The 19,320-nt window shown below is 71.9% G+C and carries 18 protein-coding genes; 12 read left to right on the plus strand and 6 right to left on the minus strand.

The genetic code is table 11. From position 1 onward, the window contains the following. Positions 1 to 5: 5 nt before the first annotated feature. From ABD999_RS01765 to ABD999_RS01790, 6 genes are all read left to right on the plus strand, one after another. A complete protein-coding gene (locus ABD999_RS01765; RefSeq protein WP_148030450.1) occupies positions 6 to 2,009 on the plus strand; it encodes a hydantoinase/oxoprolinase family protein in 2,004 nt (667 codons plus the stop codon). Next, entirely contained in the window at positions 2,002 to 3,810 is a 1,809-nt protein-coding gene (locus tag ABD999_RS01770) for a hydantoinase B/oxoprolinase family protein (protein WP_148030451.1), read from the plus strand. The genes ABD999_RS01765 and ABD999_RS01770 overlap by 8 nt, the downstream gene beginning before the upstream one ends. 45 nt (positions 3,811 to 3,855) lie before the next feature. Then, positions 3,856 to 4,425, plus strand: coding sequence for a hypothetical protein (locus ABD999_RS01775; protein ID WP_271274935.1), 570 nt, complete (start codon positions 3,856 to 3,858; stop codon positions 4,423 to 4,425). A 169-nt stretch (positions 4,426 to 4,594) separates the two neighbouring features. Further along, positions 4,595 to 5,488 (plus strand): Gfo/Idh/MocA family protein, encoded by an 894-nt coding sequence (locus ABD999_RS01780; protein ID WP_148030453.1) that lies wholly within the window; start codon positions 4,595 to 4,597, stop codon positions 5,486 to 5,488. 60 nt (positions 5,489 to 5,548) lie between these two features. Then, on the plus strand, positions 5,549 to 6,556 hold the full coding sequence (locus ABD999_RS01785) for an NAD-dependent epimerase/dehydratase family protein (protein WP_148030454.1): 1,008 nt from the start codon (positions 5,549 to 5,551) through the stop codon (positions 6,554 to 6,556). A gap of 15 nt (positions 6,557 to 6,571) precedes the next feature. Then, the gene (locus ABD999_RS01790) at positions 6,572 to 7,645 is read left to right on the plus strand and encodes a dihydrodipicolinate synthase family protein (RefSeq protein ID WP_271274934.1); all 1,074 of its coding nucleotides are present in this window, start codon (positions 6,572 to 6,574) and stop codon (positions 7,643 to 7,645) included. Between the two features lie 37 nt (positions 7,646 to 7,682). Here the strand turns inward: ABD999_RS01790 and ABD999_RS01795 are convergent, their stop codons facing one another. Further along, entirely contained in the window at positions 7,683 to 8,888 is a 1,206-nt protein-coding gene (locus ABD999_RS01795) for a response regulator (RefSeq protein WP_271274933.1), read from the minus strand. 59 nt (positions 8,889 to 8,947) lie between these two features. Here ABD999_RS01795 and ABD999_RS01800 point away from each other — a divergent pair, with 59 nt between their 5' ends. From ABD999_RS01800 to ABD999_RS01815, 4 genes are all read left to right on the plus strand, one after another. Then, a complete protein-coding gene (locus ABD999_RS01800; protein ID WP_271274932.1) occupies positions 8,948 to 10,147 on the plus strand; it encodes a DegT/DnrJ/EryC1/StrS family aminotransferase in 1,200 nt (399 codons plus the stop codon). 62 nt (positions 10,148 to 10,209) lie between these two features. Continuing rightward, positions 10,210 to 11,454, plus strand: a complete 1,245-nt coding sequence (locus tag ABD999_RS01805; protein WP_219543243.1) for an ABC transporter substrate-binding protein — start codon at positions 10,210 to 10,212, stop codon at positions 11,452 to 11,454. A 16-nt stretch (positions 11,455 to 11,470) separates the two neighbouring features. After that, a complete protein-coding gene (locus ABD999_RS01810; RefSeq protein ID WP_148030458.1) occupies positions 11,471 to 12,337 on the plus strand; it encodes a carbohydrate ABC transporter permease in 867 nt (288 codons plus the stop codon). Next, complete coding sequence (locus ABD999_RS01815) at positions 12,334 to 13,194, plus strand: carbohydrate ABC transporter permease (protein ID WP_261808417.1); 861 nt, start codon at positions 12,334 to 12,336, stop codon at positions 13,192 to 13,194. The genes ABD999_RS01810 and ABD999_RS01815 overlap by 4 nt, the downstream gene beginning before the upstream one ends. A gap of 6 nt (positions 13,195 to 13,200) precedes the next feature. Here ABD999_RS01815 and ABD999_RS43835 read toward each other — a convergent pair whose 3' ends face one another. After that, positions 13,201 to 13,275, minus strand: coding sequence for a hypothetical protein (locus ABD999_RS43835; RefSeq protein ID WP_364230404.1), 75 nt, complete (start codon positions 13,273 to 13,275; stop codon positions 13,201 to 13,203). Between ABD999_RS43835 and ABD999_RS01820 the strand changes: the two genes are divergently transcribed. Together ABD999_RS01820 and ABD999_RS01825 are read left to right on the plus strand one after the other, a co-directional pair. Continuing rightward, the gene (locus tag ABD999_RS01820; RefSeq protein WP_378525151.1) at positions 13,253 to 14,137 is read left to right on the plus strand and encodes a dihydrodipicolinate synthase family protein; all 885 of its coding nucleotides are present in this window, start codon (positions 13,253 to 13,255) and stop codon (positions 14,135 to 14,137) included. The genes ABD999_RS43835 and ABD999_RS01820 overlap by 23 nt on opposite strands. Positions 14,138 to 14,146: 9 nt before the next feature. Then, complete coding sequence (locus ABD999_RS01825) at positions 14,147 to 14,707, plus strand: NUDIX domain-containing protein (RefSeq protein WP_148030460.1); 561 nt, start codon at positions 14,147 to 14,149, stop codon at positions 14,705 to 14,707. Here the strand turns inward: ABD999_RS01825 and ABD999_RS01830 are convergent. From ABD999_RS01830 to ABD999_RS01845, 4 genes are read right to left on the minus strand one after another with little or no spacing between them, the layout of a single operon-like run. After that, a complete protein-coding gene (locus ABD999_RS01830; protein WP_271274930.1) occupies positions 14,688 to 15,698 on the minus strand; it encodes a S66 family peptidase in 1,011 nt (336 codons plus the stop codon). The genes ABD999_RS01825 and ABD999_RS01830 overlap by 20 nt on opposite strands. A 52-nt stretch (positions 15,699 to 15,750) precedes the next feature. After that, positions 15,751 to 17,712, minus strand: a complete 1,962-nt coding sequence (locus tag ABD999_RS01835) for an NHL repeat-containing protein (RefSeq protein WP_271274929.1) — start codon at positions 17,710 to 17,712, stop codon at positions 15,751 to 15,753. A 55-nt stretch (positions 17,713 to 17,767) separates the two neighbouring features. Then, positions 17,768 to 18,478, minus strand: a complete 711-nt coding sequence (locus tag ABD999_RS01840) for an amidohydrolase family protein (RefSeq protein WP_271274928.1) — start codon at positions 18,476 to 18,478, stop codon at positions 17,768 to 17,770. Next, positions 18,475 to 19,239, minus strand: coding sequence for an amidohydrolase family protein (locus ABD999_RS01845; protein WP_271274927.1), 765 nt, complete (start codon positions 19,237 to 19,239; stop codon positions 18,475 to 18,477). The genes ABD999_RS01840 and ABD999_RS01845 overlap by 4 nt, the downstream gene beginning before the upstream one ends. Positions 19,240 to 19,320: the final 81 nt, after the last annotated feature.

Genomic DNA, 19,320 nt, shown 5'->3' on the forward strand with positions numbered 1-19,320 from the left:
GAGCCATGCGTAGCGTCCGAATCGGAGTCGACACCGGCGGCACCTTCACCGACGTCGTGGCGGTGGACGAGGAGACCGGTGAGATCGTCACCACCAAGACCCCCTCGACCCCCGCGAACCCCGCCGACGGGTTCATCGCCGGCATCGAGAAGCTCGGCGAGCTGGATGTCGCCGGCATCGTGCACGGCACCACCGTGGCCACCAACCAGTTGCTCGAGGACCGCATCGCCGGCCTCGGGCTGATCACCACCGAGGGCTTCGAGTACATCCTGGAGATCGGCCGGCAGAGCGTGCCCGACGGCTACGGCAACTCCTACTTCTGGGTCAAGCCGTCCCGCATCGTGCCCGTCCACCTGGTCAAGACCGTCGGCGGCCGGCTCGACCACCAGGGCGGCGAAGTGCGCCCCTTCGACGAGACCCAGGCCGTCGAGGTCGCCCGCTGGTACCGTTCCCGCGGCATCACCACGCTCGGCGTCTGCTTCCTCCACTCCTACGCCAACCCCGAACACGAGCGGCGCATGCGCGAGGTCCTGGCCCGCGAGTTCCCCGAGGCGGTCGTGTCGCTCTCCAGCGACGTGCTGCGCGAGTACCGCGAGTACGAGCGGGCCGTCACCACGCTGGTCGACGCCGCGGTCAAGCCGGGCATGCGGGCCTACATCGCCAACCTGTCCAGCCGCCTCGGCCGCCCGTTCTCGGTGATGAAGTCCAACGGCGGCGTGCTGTCGGCCCGCGAGGTCGTCAACCAGCCCATCACCACCGTCCTGTCCGGCCCCGCCGCGGGCGCGCTCGGCGCGGCGCTGATCGCCGCCACCGCCGGCCACCGGAGCGTGATCACCCTGGACGGCGGCGGCACCTCCACCGACGTGACCGTGGTCGTCGACGGCGACCCGTCCGTCACCACGGAGGGCAGCGTCGGCCGCTTCCCGTGCAAGATCCCGATGATCGACATCGTCACCGTCGGCGCGGGCGGCGGCTCGATCGCGTGGATCTCGCCCGAGGGCACGCTCAAGGTCGGCCCCCGCTCGGCCGGCGCGGACCCCGGCCCGATCTGCTACCGCCGCGGCGGCACCGAGGTGACCGTCACCGACGCCCACGTCTACCTGCGCCGCATCCCTCCGCACCTGCTCGGCGGCGAGATCCCGCTCGACTACGACGCCGCCAGGATGGCCGTCGAGGCGCTGGCCGACAAGCTCGACCTCACCCCCGAGCGGACCGCCGCCGGCATCCTGGAGATCAGCGCGTTCAACCAGAGCAACGCCATCCGCCAGCTCACCGTCAAGCGCGGGCTGGACGTGCGCGACTTCCCGCTGGTGACGTTCGGCGGGTCCGGGCCGCTGCTGGCCTGCCGGCTCATCGACATCCTCGACCTGCCCGCAGTGATCGTCCCGCCCGAGCCCGGCAACGTCTCCGCGTTCGGCCTGCTCACCGTCGACGTCAAGAACGACTACGTGCGCACGTACGTCACCCGCGACCTCGCGCTGAACAAGGCCGCGCAGATCTTCGGCGAGCTGGAGAGCCAGGCCGCCGACGAGCTCGAACGCGAGGGCTTCGACGAGCCCGTCTTCGCGCGCAGCGCCGACCTGCGCTACTACGGGCAGGCGTACGAGGTCCGGGTGCCCGCCCCGGCCGGCCCGCTCGACGAGGACTGGCTGCGCGAGGTCACCGGCCGCTTCCACGACGCGCACGAGAAGCTGTACGGCTACGCCTACCGCGACGACCCACGCCACGCCGTCGAATGGGTCAACCTGCGCGTCTCCGGCATCGGGCCGATCAACCGGCCGGTGATCCGGCGCGACCCGTACCCGAAGACCGAGCCCGTCGAGGCGAGCCGGCGCGTGATCTTCGACGAGCCGCACGACACCCCGATCCTCCAGCGCGCCGCGCTGGAGGCCGGCGCCGTCGTCCACGGCCCGGCCGTCATCGAGGAGTACGGCTCCACCATCCCCCTGCACCCCGGGTTCACCGCCACGGTGGACGAATACGGCAACGTGGAGATCCGTCGTGACTGACCCGATCCTCATCGAGATCGTCGAGGGCACCCTCGCCTCCGTGGAGAAGGAGGTCGAGACCGCCATCGCGCGCACCGCCCGGTCGCCCATGATCCGCGACGCGCACGACTTCCGCGCCGGCATCCACGACAGGAAGATGCGCAAGCTGACCGGCCGCTCCTACAGCGCGCTCGTCCAGCCGGTCGTCCGCGACTTCCCGATCGAGACGATGAAGCCCGGCGACGTCTACTTCCACAACGACGTCTACCTGTCCGAAGGCGGCATCGGCCACCTGCCCGACCTGTGCGTCACCGTGCCCGTCTTCCACCGCGACGAGGTGGTGGCGTTCGTGCAGGCGTTCGGTCACCACGACGACATCGGCGGCGCGGTGCCGGGCTCGATGCCGTCGCACGCCCGGTCGGCGTTCGAAGAAGGGCTGATGGTCCCGCCGATCAAGCTGTGGGACCAGGGCGTGCCCAACGAGGCCGCGCTGCGCATCATGACCCGCAACTCCCGCATGCCCGACTCTCTCGCCGGCGACCTGGACGCGGAGTGCTCCGCCTGCCTCATGGGCGCGCGGCGGCTGGGCGAGCTGTTCGACCGGTACGGGCGCGACGAGGTGGAGGCGTGCTTCGACGCCATCATCGGCAAGACCACCGAGACGTTCCGGCGCGAGCTGCTGTCCAAGATCCCCGAGGGCACCTACGTCTGGGAGGACTACGCCGAGCACGACGGCGTCGACGAGCCCCGCCTGCACACCCAGCGCATCACCCTCACGGTCGACCACGCCGCGGACGCGCCGCTCACCATCGACTTCACCGGCACCTCACCGCAGGCCAAGGGGCCGATCAACCACGCGGGCGACTACGCCGACGGCGTCTTCCTCAAGAAGTGGCTCGCGCCCATCCTGCGCAACCTGGCCGACACGCCCGAGCGGATGGCCGAGCTCGACGTCAACGAGGGCGTCGTGCCGCTCATCAAGATGGTCTTCCCGGAGAAGGGCACCCTGCTCACCCCGGTCTTCCCCGCGCCCACCAACGCCCGCACGTTCGTCATCCTGCGCCTGCTCGGCGTGCTGGCGGGCGTGCTGGCCAAGGCCACCGGCGGGCGGATGCCGGCCGACCAGGAGACGATCCGCTACACGGGCGTGTACGGCACGGACGCCGGCGGGCAGCCCTACCTGATGCGGGAGGTGCTCGGCGGCGGCTCCGGCGGGCGCTGGTACGCCGACGGCGAGGACACCATCCACGTCGTCCCCGACTCGCGCAACATCCCGGTCGAGTTCGCCGAGGCCCGCTGGCCCTTCAGGGTCGAGCGCCTCGGCCTGGCCTGCGACTCGGGCGGGCCCGGCATGTTCCGCGGCGGCCTCGGCTACGACAAGCACATCCGGATGCTGCGCGACGCCTCCTACATGTCGATCGCCGACCGTTCCATCCTGTCCTGCTGGGGCGTCAACGGCGGCCTCGCCGGGCGGCCGTTCCGCGTGGAGATCGCGGGCAAGGAGATGGAAGGCCTGGTCGACGACCACCCGGTCCAGGCGGGCGAGACCATCCGCATCCGCACCACGGGCGGCGGCGGCTGGGGCTCCCCGTACGACCGCGACCCCCGCGCGGTGGCGGCCGACGTCCGCGACGGCAAGGTCTCGATCGCCGGCGCGCTCGGCGACTACGGCGTCGTCCTCGACGGCGACCGCATCGACGAGCAGGGCACCGCCGAACTCCGCGCCCGCCTGCGTCCCCCGGCCGACCGCTTCTTCGACCGCGGCCCCGGCTACCCGAAACTGTCCGGCGGCCGCACCTTCGCGGAGGTAGACGAACTGTAAGAAGACAATCACCGTACGTGATCGCCGGGGATAACATGACCCCTCATGAACCCCCCGTTCTCCGCCTATGTCGATGAGTCCATGCTTCTTCAGCGCGGGCTCTATCTCCTCGCGGCGGTGCTCGTGGCGCCTGCGGAGGCCGAGCGTCACCGCGCCGACCTGCGGTCCCTGTTGCTGCGACGCCAGCGGAAACTGCATTGGCGTGACGAGAACGACAAGCGGCGCACCCTGCTCGCCGAGGCGGTGGCCGCGATGAGGCCGATGGGCGTCGTCGTCGTGGGCGTGGGTCTGGACGGGAGACGTCAGGAACGAGCGCGTCGCAAGTGTGTGGAGCACCTGCTCTGGGATATGGGTGGCCACCATGTGCTCGACGTAGTCTTCGAACGTCGCCACAGTGAGCTCGACCTGCGGGACCATGAGCTGGTCGCGGTGCTCCAGGGGCGTCACTCGATGCCGCCGAGGCTGAGGTTGTCATGGTGCGACCCGGCGGCCGAGCCGCTTCTGTGGCTCCCCGACATCGTCGCGGGCGCGCTCTCGCGCGCTGAACGCGGTGACGAGCGGTTCTGGGACCTGGTGAGCGGTGACCTGGCTGTCCGGCGCATCGACGTGCGGTGAGAAGCGCGAAGCCCGGGCTTCCGTCGTCCGGCGGTCCACCCGGGCTCACTTCCCATCCCCCCGTAGGAGGCGGCAGTCGTAAGCGTACCCGTCTGCGTACCCAGTGTCACCTGAATGCGGTGGCTGCCATGATGGGCGCGTTTCGTGAAGTGCGACATCGGAGGACATCGTGCGCATCGCTCTCGCCGGGCTCGCCACCAGCCACCCGTACACCGACGCCAGGACCCTGGCCAGGCATGCCGAGCTCGTGGTGTGGGAGCCGGACGGGGAACGGCTGCGGAGGTTCACCGAGGAGCACCCGGAGGCACGGGTGGCCGGAAGCCTGGGGGAGGCGCTGGACGGCGGGCCGGACGGGGTGGTGCTGACCGTGCCGAACCCGCGGGTGCCGGAGGCGCTGGCGGCGGTGCTGGAGACGGGGGCGGCGTGTTTCGTGAACAAGCCGGCGGCGGCCACCAGGGAGCAGCTCGACCGGCTGGACCGGCTGCCGATCCACGACCGGGTGATGTCGGGGTCCGTGCTGCGGTTCGCGCCGGCCTTCGCCGGGTGGGCGGCGGATCCGGCCGGGGTGCTGTCGGTGCGCGCGACCGTACGGCATGACGTGGGGCTCTGGGCGACCGGCTACAACGCCTGGCAGGACAACCCGTCCGAGGGCGGCGGGACGCTGGTGACCATGGGGGTGCACGGGGTGGAGCTGCTGGTGGCGCTGCTCGGCCCGGACGTGCGGCTGGCGGGCGCCGCGGGCGCCGTCCGGCACTACGGGACGCTCCGGTCGGAGGACACCGGGGTCATGGCGCTGCGGTGGGGGAGCGGCGTGACGGGCGTGGTGGAGGTCGTCGGCGTGAGCGACGAGGAGTCGTACGCCGTCACCGTCCACCGGCGCGGCGGGGACGAGCACGTGGTGATCGAGGCCGGTGACGACCCGGTGCTGGGCCTCGGTTACGCGGGGACGATCGAGGCGTTCCTGGAGATGGCGGGCGGCGGGCCCAGCCCGGTGCCGTGGGCGGAGACCCGGGCCATCCTCGACGTCCTCGTCTCGGCCCGCGAGAGCGTGCCCGTCCGTTGACAGCGGCAGTCCCTCCCGGTTACGGTCTGGACCGTAAATAAGGACAAAGGGGGACCCCGCGTGCGGACCACAGCGGAACTCGAGGAGCGGCTGGCGCGGCCGAGCGCCGGGCTCGTGGCGGACCTCGCCGCGCTGGACGGCGACATCATGATCCTCGGCGCCGGGGGCAAGCTCGGCCCCAGCCTGGTGCGGCTGGCGCTGAACGCCACCGGGGGCGACCGGCGGATCATCGCCGTCTCCCGCTTCTCCGAGCCCGGACTCGCCGACGCGCTCGCCGGCGCGGGCGCCACCGTGGTGAGCGCCGACGTGGCCGACGACCGGGCGCTGCGCGAGCTGCCCGAAGCGCCGAACGTGGTGTTCCTGGTCGGCGCCAAGTTCGGCACCCAGGGGCGCGAGCACGCCACCTGGTTCACCAACACCTACCTGCCCGGCCGGGTCGCCGACCGGTTCCGCGGCAGCCGGATCGCCGCCCTGTCCACCGGGAACGTCTACCCGCTCGTCCCGGTCGCCGGCGGGGGCAGCGTCGAGGACGACCCCGCCGGGCCTGTCGGCGAGTACGCGATGAGCTGCCTCGGGCGGGAGCGCACGCTGGCGCACTTCGCCGAGGCGCACGGCACCCCGATGGCGCTGATCCGGCTCAACTACGCGGTCGAGCTCCGCTACGGGGTGCTGGTCGACCTGGCGCAGAAGGTCCTGGCCGGCGAGCCCGTCGACCTGACCACCGGCCAGGTCAACGTGGTGTGGCAGGGGTACGCGAACGAGGTGACGCTCCGCTCCCTGCGGCTCGCCGCGACCCCGCCGTACGTGCTCAACGTGACGGGCCCCGAGCGGATCTCGGTACGGTGGGCCGCGCTGGAGCTGGGCGCGCGGCTCGGGGTGGAGCCGGTGTTCACCGGCGAGGAGGCGCCGACGGCGCTGCTGTCGGACGCGTCGCGGTGCCACCGGCTGTTCGGGTATCCCGGGATCACGCCGCTGGAGCTGATCGACCACATCGCCGGCTGGGTGGCCGGCGGCGGGCCGCTGCTGGGCAAGCCCACCAAGTTCGAACGCCGTGACGGCCGTTTCTGAGACCGGCGACATCACATGACGAGGGGGACCCACGTGCTCAGCACGGCTCCAGAGGCCAAGACGTCCGCGCGCGACCTGTTCAGGCGCGGCCTGGTCATCCCGGCGCACCCGCTGGCGCTGACCGCGGACCGGACGTTCGACGAGCGCCGCCAGCGCGCCCTGACCCGCTACTACGTGGAGGCGGGCGCCGGCGGCCTCGCGGTGGGCGTGCACACCACGCAGTTCGCCATCCACGGCACCGACCTGCTGCCGCCGGTGCTGGAGCTGGCCGCGGAGACCGCCCGCGAGTCGGAGCGCGAGGTGCTGCTGATAGCGGGAGCCACCGGGCCGACCGCCCAGGCCGTGGCCGAGGCCGAGCTGGCCCGGTCGCTCGGCTACCACATGGTGCTGCTGAGCCCGTACGCGGAGCTCGGCGAGGACGCGCTGGTGGAGCGGGCGCGGGCGGTCGGGGAGGTGCTGCCGGTGATCGGCTTCTACCTGCAGCCCGCGGTCGGCGGGCGGCCGCTGTCGCGGGACTTCTGGACCAGGCTGGCGGCGGTCGAGTCGGTGGCCGGCATCAAGGTCGCGCCGTTCGACCGCTACCGCACGCTCGACGTGCTGCACGGCGTCGTGCGCGCGGGGCGGGCCGAGGAGGTCGCGCTCTACACCGGCAACGACGACCACATCCTGGCCGACCTCATCACCCCGCACCGGGTGGTCGTGGACGGGCGGGAGGTGGAGGTCGAGTTCGTCGGCGGCCTGCTCGGCCAGTGGGCGGTCTGGGTGCGGCGGGCGGTCGAGCTGCTGGAGGAGGCCAAGAGGGCCAGGGCGGGCGACGACGCGGCCGTCCGGCGGCTGCTGACGCTCGACGGGCACCTCACCGACGCCAACGCGGCCATCTTCGACAGCGTCAACGGCTTCCACGGGTGCATCCCCGGGATCCACGAGGTGCTGCGCCGCCAGGGTCTGCTGGAGGGGCGCTGGTGCCTGGACCCGGCGGAGGAGCTGTCGCCGGGGCAGCTCGCGGAGATCGACCGGGTCTGGGCGGCCTACCCGTGGCTCAGGGACGACGACTTCGTGGCCGAGGGCCTGGCCCGCTGGCTGTCCTGACGGCTTCCGTCCATGAAGGGGAGGAGGCCGCGGGGTGTCACAGTGTCAGCCGGTACAGCGTGAGCGGCCGCCCGCTGGACCCGCTGGTCAGATTCCCGGTGCGTTCGGCGAGGCCGGCGAGCTCCAGGCGGTGGAGCATGCGGCGGGCGGTGCGCTGCTGGACGGCGAGCCGGTCGGCGATCTCCCGGGTCGTCAGCGGCTCGTCGCCGGCGGCCCTGCGCGCCTCCAGGAGCTTCTCCAGGGTGGGCACCGACAGGCCGACGCGGCGGGCGATGACGGAGAGGTTCTGCTCGCCGGCCTGCCCGGTGGGAACCGACTCCAGCACGATGTCGGTGTCGGCGCGCAGCGACAGGACCGCCGCGACGTCGCCGATGCGGCGGGCGCGGGCGAGCGCGCGGCGGGCCAGGCTCTCCGCCTCGGCGGCGCTGCGGCCCAGGCCGAAGCCGACGCGCACCACGTTGTTCTGGACGGCCAGGCGGGCCAGCAGCGGCAGACCGGTGAAGCCGCCGGTGGCGTCGTGCAGCGGGCCCCGGGTGGTCACCAGCAGGTGGGTGCCGCCCCGGAAGGCGGCCACGGTGCCGCCCAGCGCGGTGGCCTCGCGCAGCAGGCCCTCGTCGTTCGCCACCTCGACGAGGCCGAGCGCGATCTGCGCGTCCTCCTGGGCCTGGCCCTGCGCGGTCAGCAGGAGCTGGCGCAGCGCCACCCGCACCGAGTGCGTCGACGGGGCCAGCCGCAGCACGCGCATGTCGTCGCGGAGGGCCTCGTGGACGCTGCTGAGGCAGGTGATCACCGGGTGGGCGGGGCCGCGCCGGTGGAAGGCGACGGCCTTCTCCGACGTCATCTCCGGCCGGTAGGGGAGCGTGCGCAGCTCGCCCGTGGGCAGCCCGGCCTCGGCGAACGTGGCGACGACGTCGGCGGCCGGCAGCGTGTCGATGGACAGCCGGGTCACGTCCACGCCCTGGTGCTGGAGTCGTACCAGGGCGCTGAGCAGTGTCGCGCCCGTGTAGTCGACGAACGCGGCGGGGCGGGTCAGCGCCTCGGCGTCGCGGGAGAGCATGTACGGCACGATGCCGGTGAACAGCCATCCCTCGACGGCCGCGGTGTGCGCCTCCACGATCGCGGGCGCCTGCGACTCGTGGTCGTAGTCCAGCCGCAGGGCGCTGACGCCCGGCTGCTCCTCGCAGGTGGCCGCGACCTGGTCTACCAGGTCATGCGGGCCGACGACGCCGATGACGATCGCCACCCATGTCCCCCTCTCGCTCATTACGGTCAAGGCCGCAATCGTATCCTGTGAGGTGCTCTGTGAAGTTCCCGTCCATGGCCGAGCCGGAAGGCCGCACGCTCGGCGACGAGGAGGTGGCCGCCCTGGAGCGGGTGATCCGCTCGGGCATGCTCAACTCCGTCTGGGGCACCGAGGCGCGGGCGCTCGAACGCGAGATCGCCGAGCTGCACGGCGTGCGCCACGCGATCGCGTGCAGCTCGGGCACCGCAGCCCTCCATCTCGCCGTCGTGGCCGCCGCGCCGGACCCCGGCGACGAGATCATCACGACACCGATCACGGACTTCGGCACTGTGGCCCCCATCTTGGCGCAGAACGCCGTCCCTGTCTTCGCCGACGTCGATCCGTCCGACGGCAATCTCGACCCGGCCGCCGTCGCGGCGCTCATCGGGCCGCGCACGCGGGCCATCATGGCGGTGCACCTGTTCGGCGCGCCGGCGCGGGTGGACGAGCTGCGCGCCCTGGCGGACGCGCACGGCCTGGCCCTGATCGAGGACTGCGCCCAGGCCTGGCTCACCGAACTGCCCGACCCGGCGGGCGGAGGCGGCAGGGACGTGCGGCTCGCCGGGACGGTCGGCGACGTCGCCTGCCTGAGCCTGCAGCAGTGGAAGCACATCACCTGCGGCGACGGCGGCCTCACGCTGACCGGCGACGACGAGCTGGCCCGCCGGATGCGGCTGTTCGCCGACAAGGGCTGGGACCGCTCGGCGGGCCGTTCGCACGCCGCCTTCGGGCTGAACTACCGCATGACCGAGCTCCAGGCCGCCGTGGCGCGGGCCCAGCTCGCCAAGCTGCCCGGGGTGGTCGCCGCCCGCCGCCGCACGGCCGTACAGCTCCTGGATGCCTTGCAGGGGCTTCCAGGCGTACGGTTGCCGCGCCCGGAGGGCCACGCCTGGTGGCTCTTCCCCGTCGTGCTCCCCGGCGGCGGCGCGGCGGAGCTGGCCGGGAAGCTGCGGGCGGCCGGGATACCGGCGCGGGCCGGATATCTGGACGAGCCGCTGAACCACGCCCCCGTATGGCAAGGGCCGATATACGGGGCCTCTCGCTACCCTTTGCAGGGGTACGCCCCCCGGCCCTGCCCGGAGGCCGAGCGGATGGTCGCGGAGACCTTGGTGGTCATCGACTGGAACGAGAACTACACACCCGATCACGTCCACCTCATCGCGCGTGAGATGACCAGATTTCTGGCGCCGTCCTCGTCACGGTCGGATATCGGGGATTGACCCGAGACGGATCGCGTTACTAGGTTTCGGTCAGGACCGGTATTAAGGAAAGGTTGCCGCCGATGAGAAAGACAGCGACCCTGGGCGTCGCGATCGCGCTGAGCATCGCCGCCGCCGGGTGCGGATCGTCCAGCGGTTCGGACAAGAGCACGGTGACCCTGTGGATGTATCCGGTCATCGGCGACCAGGCCAAGAGCCAGGCGTTCTGGCAGAAGGTCGAGAAGGACTTCGAGGCGAAGAACCCGGACGTCGACGTCACCGTCGACCAGCAGCCGTGGGAGGGCCGTCAGGAGAAGGTCACCACCGCCCTGGTCTCGAAGAAGGGCTTCGACCTGGTCGTCCTCGGCCCCGACCAGATCCCGCAGTACGCCCAGCAGGGCACGATCGAGCCGGTCGACGACGTGGTGGCCGAGGCGAAGGACGCCTACCTGCCCAGCTCGCTCACCGCGCTGACCGTCGACGGCAAGCTCTACGGCGTGCCGATCTACCAGACGATCACCGCGCCCATCTACAACAAGAAGCTGTTCGCCGAGGCGGGCGTCGAGAAGATCCCCGAGACGCTGGACGAGCTCAAGGCGGCCGCCCCCAAGCTCGCCGCGAACAAGGTCGCCGTCCTGGACTACCCGGGCAAGCCCGAGGTCAGCCTGAACCAGAGCTTCTACCCCTTCCTGTGGGCCAACGGCGGCACCGTGTTCGCCCCCGACGGCAAGAGCGTGGCGTTCAACGGCCCGGAGGGCGTGGCGAGCCTGCAGCTCCTGCTCGACCTCAAGGCCGCGGGCGGGCTCCCGGAGAACACCGCCAGCAAGGGCAACGACATCGAGGGCGGCGCGCTCGCGGCGGGCAAGACCGCCATGTACCACGCGGCCACCGCCGGGCAGGCCGTCCAGCTCGGCGCCGTCATCGGCGAGGAGAACGTCGGCATCGGCCTGCCTCTCGAAGGTGCCAAGCGGGTCGCGTTCGGCATCCCCGGCGGGGTCGTGCTGGCCAAGCACTCCGAGCACAAGGACGCCGCCAGGAAGCTGGCCGGCTACCTGGCCTCGCCCGAGGTCACGGGAGAGCTGGCCAAGGAGTCCGGCTTCTTCCCGGCCCGCACCGACGTCACCGTGCCGGACCAGTCGGAGTCGGCCAAGGAGTTCGCCAAGTCCCTGGAGTACGCCTTCCCCGGCGACACCCACCCCCAGGCCCGCCAGGTCATGGGCCTCATCGCGCCGCACATCCAGGCGGCCCTGCTCGGCCAGGAGGACGCCAAGCAGGCCCTCGACGCGGCGGCCGAGGAGGCCAACGCGCTGCTGGCCAACGGCGGCTGAACGAGAAAGGAACGCCGTGCGTCATCGCTTGCGTGACCCGGTCACCGGGCTGCTGTTCGTGCTGCCCGTGTTCGTGCTCTTCCTGATCTTCCGGATCTTCCCCTCACTGGGGGCGGCGGGCATGAGCCTGACGAACTGGAACATCGGCGGCGAGTGGAGCTTCGTCGGCGCGGACAACTACGCCAGGCTGCTCGGCGACGTCAACTTCTGGCTCAGCCTGCGGGTCTCGCTGGTGTACGCGGCGATCTACGTGCCGCTCACCGTCCTGGTGGCGCTCGGCACCGCGCTGCTGCTCAACCAGGTGGTGTTCATGCGCGGCCTGTTCCGCGGCATGCTCTTCCTGCCGTACGTGACCAGCTTCGTGCTGGCGGGCATCGTCTGGCGCTGGATCTACGAGTTCGACGGGCTGATCAACGGCCTGATCGGCAAGCTGGGGCTCGGCCCGGTGGCGTTCCTGGAGCAGGCGTCGCTGGTGCTGCCCGCGCTGGCCGTGGTGTCGGTATGGAAGGGGTTCGGCTACTCGATGCTCATCCTGCTGGCCGGTCTCAAGTCGATCCCGGCCAGCTACCTGGAGGCCGCCACGGTCGACGGGGCCGGCGCCTGGCAGAAGTTCCGCCGGATCACGCTGCCGCTGCTCAAACCGACGCTCTTCTTCGTCCTGGTGATCGAGACGATCAGCGCCTTCCAGGTGTTCGACACCATCTACGTGATGACCGGCGGCGGCCCGGCGCGGGCCACGTACACGCTCATCTACGGCATCTACGACCACGGCTTCCGCTCCTTCGACTTCGGCTACGCCGCGACCTGGGGCGTGGTGCTGTTCGCGATCGTGCTGGCCGTGTCGCTGATCCAGCGCCGCTTCCTGGACCGGGGGAACACGTGACGCTCACCGCATCCAGGCCGCTCGCCCGCGACCGCGCCGCCGGACGGGCGCCGCGCCGACGGGCCAGGTGGCCGCTCGCCGTCCTGCTGGCCGTGCTGTCGGTGCTGACCGTCGCGCCGTTCCTGGCCATGCTGATCGTGGCGCTGTCGCCGGCGGGTCAGCCGACGCTGCCCGCGCGGTGGCCCGAGACGCTCACGCTGGACAACCTCACCAGGGTGCTGTCGGCGTCGGGGTTCGTGGAGTGGACGGTCAACTCGCTCGTCTACTCCGTCGTGTCCGTGGTGGTCATCCTGCTCACCGCGTCGATGGCCGGCTACGCGTTCGCCAAGAAGCGCTTCCCCGGCCGCGACACGATGTTCTGGACGTTCCTGGCGACCATGATGGTGCCGTTCCAGGCCACGCTCATCCCCACGTTCGTGCTGGTCAACAGCTTGGACGGGGTGGACACGTTCTGGGGCCTGATCGTGCCGACGCTGGCCAACTCGCAGGCGGTCTTCCTGATGCGGCAGTTCATCATGGGGCTGCCGGACGAGCTGTTCGACGCGGCCAAGGTGGACGGGGCGTCGGAGCTGCGGGTCTATCTGACGATCGTGGTGCCGCTGACCCGGCCGATCATGGCCACGCTGGGCGTGTTCGTGTTCCTGTGGCACTGGAACGACTTCCTCTGGCCGCTGGTCGTCGGCCAGAGCGACGCCACCCGGACGCTGACCGTGGGACTGACCACGCTGCGCACCGAGGAGATGCAGCTGTCGATGCTCATGGCGTCGGCGACGATCTCGGTGATCCCGTGCCTGCTGGTGTTCTTCCTGCTGCAGCGGTATCTGGTGAACAGCATCGCGATGACCGGGTTCAAATAAGCTCATTTATGTGGATATTGCTGCACGTGAGCTCCGGGATCGCCTCCGTGGCACGCTGATCGCCGCCGCGGCCACGCCCATGACCGCCGCGGGCGAGGTGGACCCGGACGTGGTGACCCGCTACCTGGCCTCCCTCGTCGCGGACGGCGCCGGCGCCCTGGCGGTCCTCGCCCACACGGGCCGCGGCCCCTTCCTGACGCCGGACACGCGCGCCGCCGTGATCGGGCGCGCGGTCGCCCTCGGCGTCCCGGTCCTGGTCGGCGTGGGCGGCACGCCCGAACAGGGCACCATCCCGGGGGACGGCGAGCCTGACGGCGCCGCGGAGCAGGCGAGGCTCGCGGCGGAGCTGGGGGCCACCGGGGTGCTGGTGTTCCCGTCGCCGGGTGACCGGCTCGCGCACCATGACGCCGTCTGGCGGGCGGCCCGGCTCCCCATGATCGCCTTCGACCTCTACACCCGGCCCTGCCCGCCCGAGGTGATGCGCGGCCTCCTCGCCCATCCCGGTGTGGCGGGCCTCAAGACGGCCCTGCTCTCGGACGCGATGGGCTGCCAGCGCGCCATCGCCCTCACCAGGGACGCGGGCAGGCTCGCGATCACCGGCGAGGACCGCATGTTCGCCCCGTCCCTGCTGTGGGGTGCCGAAGCCGCCCTGGTGGGCATCGCCGCCGCGCAGGTCGGGCTGACCGCCGCCGTGATGCGCGCCTTCCGGGGGCCGGACCTGCCCGCCTTCCACGAGGCGTCGTCCCGCCTGGACCGCATGGCGGCGGCCACGTTCACCGACCCCATGGAGGGCTACGTCCAGCGCATGCTCTGGCTCGCCGCCGCCGAAGGCCGCATCCCGCCCGATCACGCCCATGACCCGTACGGCCCCGCCCTGCCGGTCGGCGAGCGCGAGACCGTACTCCGATCCGTCACACCACCAGCGGACAAACCAGACAGCTAGCATCGGATCATGCGCGACGCGGAAGCCGGAACGATCAGGCAGCTCTCGACCAAGGTGGTCTACGCCAACGCGTGGATGAAGGTCCGGGAGGACGAGATCGAACGCCCCGACGGATCACGCGGCACCTACGGCTACGTCGACAAGCCCGACTTCGCCCTGGTCATCCCGATGGAGCGGGACGGCTTCCACCTGGTGGAGGAGTACCGCTACCCGGTGCGCCGCCGGTCGTGGAGCTTCCCGCAGGGCTCGGCCGCCGAGCCCACCCCCGAGGACGTGGCGCGGACGGAGCTGGCGGAGGAGACCGGCCTGCGCGCGCGGACCTGGACCCCGCTGGGCGCGCTCGACAACGCCCACGGCCTGGCCACCCAGCGGCTGCACGTCTACCTCGCCACCGGCCTGGAGGCGGGGGCCGCCGAACGCGAGCACACCGAGCAGGACATGCGCCGGCGGTGGGTGAGCCGGGCCGAGTTCGAGGACATGCTCCGCGCCGGCGAGGTGGGCGACTCGGGGTCGGTCGCGGCCTACACCCTGCTGACCCTGCACGAGCGCGTCACGCCAGCGTCTGGGTGATCTCGCCCCGCCCTCCGGCGTACGAGACGCGCGCGCGGGCGCCGTTGACCAGCGGCAGGTACGGCGGGACATGACCGCACTCGACGTCGGCGATGATCGGCACGCCGAGCCCGCCGAGGGCGTCGAGCACCGCCTCGTGCTGGGTCAGCGTGAGCAGGCCGGGGGCGCGGGTGCGCCCGGCGAGGATCGCGGTGGCGCCGTCGAAGAACCCGGCCAGGCGCATCCCGTGCAGGTGGCGGCAGATGGTGCCGGCGTCGTGCTGGTCCGCCTCGACGTACACGATGAGCCCGTCGGCGGACAAGGAGGAGGTGTCGGCGTACCGCGTCCCGGCGACGTCGCACAGCGTCTCGACACAGCCGCCGATCAGCCGGCCCTCGGCCGTCACCGGGCTGTCGCCGTCCAGCCGGGTCCAGCCGCCGGGCGTGTCGAGGGTGAACTCGTCCGCCTCGGGAGAGATCTGCCACTCGTCGAAACCCTGCGCCCGGTAGCGGCCCGGCGGCGTCTGGGTGAACGTGGCGCCGGACGGCAGCGCCACGATGTCGAGCCAGCCGAGCAGCCCGTCCGGCACCCGGTACGGCGTGTCCATGAGGTTGTTGCCGTGGATCGTCGCCACGCCGGTCAGCAGGGTCAGCGGGGTGATGATCGTCGACAGGTCGGAGTAGCCCACCACCCAGGTCGGCTCCGCCGCGCGCAGCGCCTCCCAGTCGAGCAGGGGGAGCAGGTCGATCGCGGTCTCCCCGCCCCACGGCGGCACCACGGCCTTGATCGCGGGGTCGGTGAGCATGTCCGTCAGCTCGCGCGCCCGCTCGGCCGCGGGCGCGCTGACGTGGCCGGCGCCGTCCATGCACGACCCGGTCACGACCTCGTAGCCGCGCGCCTCGACGGTGCGGATCGCGACCTGGAGCCGGTCGTGCAGGGTCTTGTCCACGCCGCTGGACGGGGAGGTGACGCCGATCCGGTCACCGGGGCGCAGAGGGGATGGATATCGCATCCCCTCGTCCTATCACCCGTGGATCATCCGAAACCACAGGATTCACGCCGCCTCATCGGCGGCCGGTGATGGCGATGCGGACCAGGTCGCGGCCCTTCACCCCGAACAACGCCTTGCGCGAGGGATCCAGCGCCAGCTTCGGCTCACCGCCGAACCACTGCCCGGCCAGGCCCTCGGCGATCGGCTTGACGGTGAACGTGACCAGGTCGATCTTGTACACCTTGTCGCCGTCCGTGCAGTAGGCCACCCGGCCGACGACGTGCAGGTCGCTGCCGCGGTTGCCGACCTTGAGCGTCCTGGTGACCTTCTTGCGCAGCAGGTCGAACTCGAACACCTCGCCCGTGCTGGAGATGCCGTACAGATTCACGACGCCGAGCGAGAGCGAGATGATCGAGCGGGCGCCGGGCAGGGGTTCGAGCTCCCACAGCAGCTTGCGCCGGACGAGGTCGTAGGCGGCCAGACGGGCGGTGGTGGTGACCGGAGGCAGCCCGAGGCCCTCCTGGATCAGGGTGCCGAGGTAGGCGGTGCCGTGCCTGGTGGCGACCGAGTAGACGGTCTGGCGTTCGACGACGGGCCGCTGGACGGTGTACTCGCCGGTGCGGCGGGAGTAGAGGGTCAGCGCGCCGTTCATGTGGCCGGGCTCCGGCTGGGAGGGCATCACGATCAGGCCCGTCCTGGCGTCGTAGGCCAGGTCGCGCGGGCGGTCCTGCTGGTTGCCGGCCCGGGCGAGCAACTCCGCCTCGGCCTGGCCCGAGCGGTGCGCGTAGAGCGCGGCCTGGGTGTAGACGCCGAGGTAGGTGGTGTGGCCGAGCGTGAGCATGGTCTTCGGCTCGCCGGGGATGGCGAGCCTGGTGACCTCGCCCGTCGCCAGGTCGTGGATGTCGGCACCGCTCTTGCCGCCCACGTAGACGCGCCGGCCGTCGCTGTGCACGGACATCGGCTCCTCGGGCGCGGCCCTGAACCCGCGCTGCACCAGGTTGCGGTAGTCGATGGCGCCGGTCTCGGGGTCGTAGACGAACACCGCGTTGTCCTGCACACCGTAGATCCGGCCCTCGTGGGCGAGGATGCGGTGGGTGGCGGCCTCGAAGTACGGCACGCCGAGCACCTCCAGTTCGCCGGAGTCCAGGCGGCAGCGGTAGAAGGTGCCGGAGGGGCGGCCCGCGAAGTACACGTAGCCGTCGTGGATGAGCACCGAGACGATGTACTTCTCGCCCGGCGCCGTGGCCTTGACGACCTTGTGGTCGGAAGGGTCGGACTTGCTGAGGATCAGCAGCTCGGCCAGGGAGTTCATGCCGCCGGCGATGTGCGTGTCGGAGACGCTCATGCTCGACACCCAGTCGCGGTCGGCCAGCTCGGGCGGCAGCAGGTCGCGCCGCTCGCCGGTGACCCTGTCGATGGCGACGAGGTGGGCGTTGGCGCCGACGCCGGCGTAGACGTAGCGGTCGTCGGCCTGGACGGCGCGCACGTACGCCTCGCCGGGCGCGGCCTCACCCAGGTCGCGCACGACGCCCGTGGCCGGGTCGTACTCCTTGACCTTGCCCGGCTCGGAGGTGCCCAGATAGACCTTGCCGTCGGGGGAGGCGGCCAGGCTCCAGATGAAGTGGTCGGGCACCGAGGCGACCTTGGTCAGCGTGCCCGCCACCGTGTCGAGCTTGTAGAGGTCGGACTTGGAGTGGGTGCCGACGTAGACGTCGGTGCCCGACTTGCACATCGCCCACACGCCGATGCCCGTCGGGATGTCGAAATGGGCGGTGACCGAATCCTCGGCGAGATCGTACGCGCCGACCACGTTGGGCGACAGCCCGCGCGAGCCGGCGTAGAGCACGCCGCCGACGAACTCGGCGTTGCCGAGCGGGCTGGCGACGCTGGCGGGACCCAGGTCGGTGAGGGTCCCCTCGGGGACCGGCGCGGCGTGCGCGGGTGCGGCGGGCAGCGCGGCGGGCAGGGCGGCGGGCAGGGCGGCGGCCACCGTGGACGCGGCGGCCGCCTGCAGGAATCGACGGCGGGGGATCATGTGCGGCTCCCAGGTGAAGTTTCGCCGCACGCTATAACGGACTGGGCCGTAATGTCTATATCTTGAACAGCTCGGCGGCGTTGCGCCAGGCGACCCGCTCCGCCGTCACGCCGGTCAGCCCGGCCGCGGCGACCGCGCCGAACGCCGACGACGGGTCGATCAGCGTCGCGTCGGTGCCGAACAGCAGCTGCCGGTCGGGCACGGCCGCCACCACCTCGGCGATCCGGCCCGCCGGCGCGTGCGACCAGCAGGGCTCCAGGTAGAGGCGGTCGCAGGCGTTGGCGGCCTCGATCGCGTGGCGGTGACCGTCGGCGCCCATGTGACCCGCGATCACCCGCAGCTCCGGGATGTCCAGGCACACCTGGGCCAGGTCCAGCACCGAGGCGCCCCAGGTGTGCACGAGCGCCGGAAGGCCCGCCTCGGCGGCCAGCTCCAGGGCGGCCCGCATCCGCGGCGAGGTCACCGGGGAGCCCGTGTAGTCCGTGTGGATCTTGATTCCGACCCACGGGCCGGTCAGCTCCCGCAGGTCCCCGGCCGCCTCGCCGAGCCGCCGCGGGTTGACCGTGACGTACCCGTACAGCCGGTCCTGCCCGTCGAGCACCCTGGCCAGCGCCCGGTTGCCCGCCGGGGCGTCGTAGATCACCGCCTCGGTGGCCGACACGATCGCCTTGCCGATGCCGTAGCGGTCCATGGTCGCCAGGCTCGCCCCGGCCACGTCCATGGTGAAGAACCACGGCCCCCAGTGCGCGTGCACGTCGATGATCATGAAAGCAGCCTCCTCGCGTTGCCCCCGGCCACGGCGGCCACCTCGTCAGGACCCAGCCCGCTCGTCGCCAGCCGGAGCAGCGGCACGATCGGCTCGTAGTGCGGCGCGCGGGTGCCGTGCAGCAGCCGCTCCGCGCCCACCTCGGCGGCCACCGTCTCCAGCGCGTCGGGGGAGTTGAGCAGCCGGGTCGAGGTGTGGAACCCCGGCTCCTCCAGCGCCGCCACCAGGAAGTCGCCCAGATGGTAGAAGTGCGTGTCGAGGAAGACGACCCGGGCGCCGAGCCCCGCGAACGGCTGCCAGAAGCGGCGCACGTCCCCGCCGGTCAGCACCACCAGCCCGAGTTCCGCGGCCCGCCGGGCGACATGCCGGACCGACGGGAACGACGCCTCCACGCCCTGCTCGTCCGGGAACAACCGCACCGCCCGCACCCCCGCGCCCGCCAGCCGGTCGAGCTCGCGGCCCGCGCCGACCGGGTCGCGCAGGTCCACCGTGCCGACGGGCAGCCAGCGCGGGTCGCCGCCCAGGGCCAGCACCTCGTCGTTGCCCGATCGCATGTCGAACAGGGCCGCCCGCAGGCTCGCCACCGCCCCGGCCGCGGTGCGGTGCTCCGCCAGCAGGCCGCCCACCGACTCCGCGCCGCCGGGCGGCCCGTCACGGTCGGGATAGGCCCCGACCAGCACGTCCACGTCCAGCGCCACCTCCAGGTCGCCTATCAGACTCCACGCGTCGAAAGCCATGGCGGCCCCCTCCTCCATCGACATGCGGGCCATCATGCCATTGACGTATCCCGTTCATAAAGTTACGGTCTGGCCCAAAATCAAGCACGAATGAACGAGGTATGG

It is taken from the genome of Nonomuraea ferruginea, assembly GCF_039540635.1.
In the GTDB taxonomy this organism is placed as follows: domain Bacteria; phylum Actinomycetota; class Actinomycetes; order Streptosporangiales; family Streptosporangiaceae; genus Nonomuraea; species Nonomuraea ferruginea.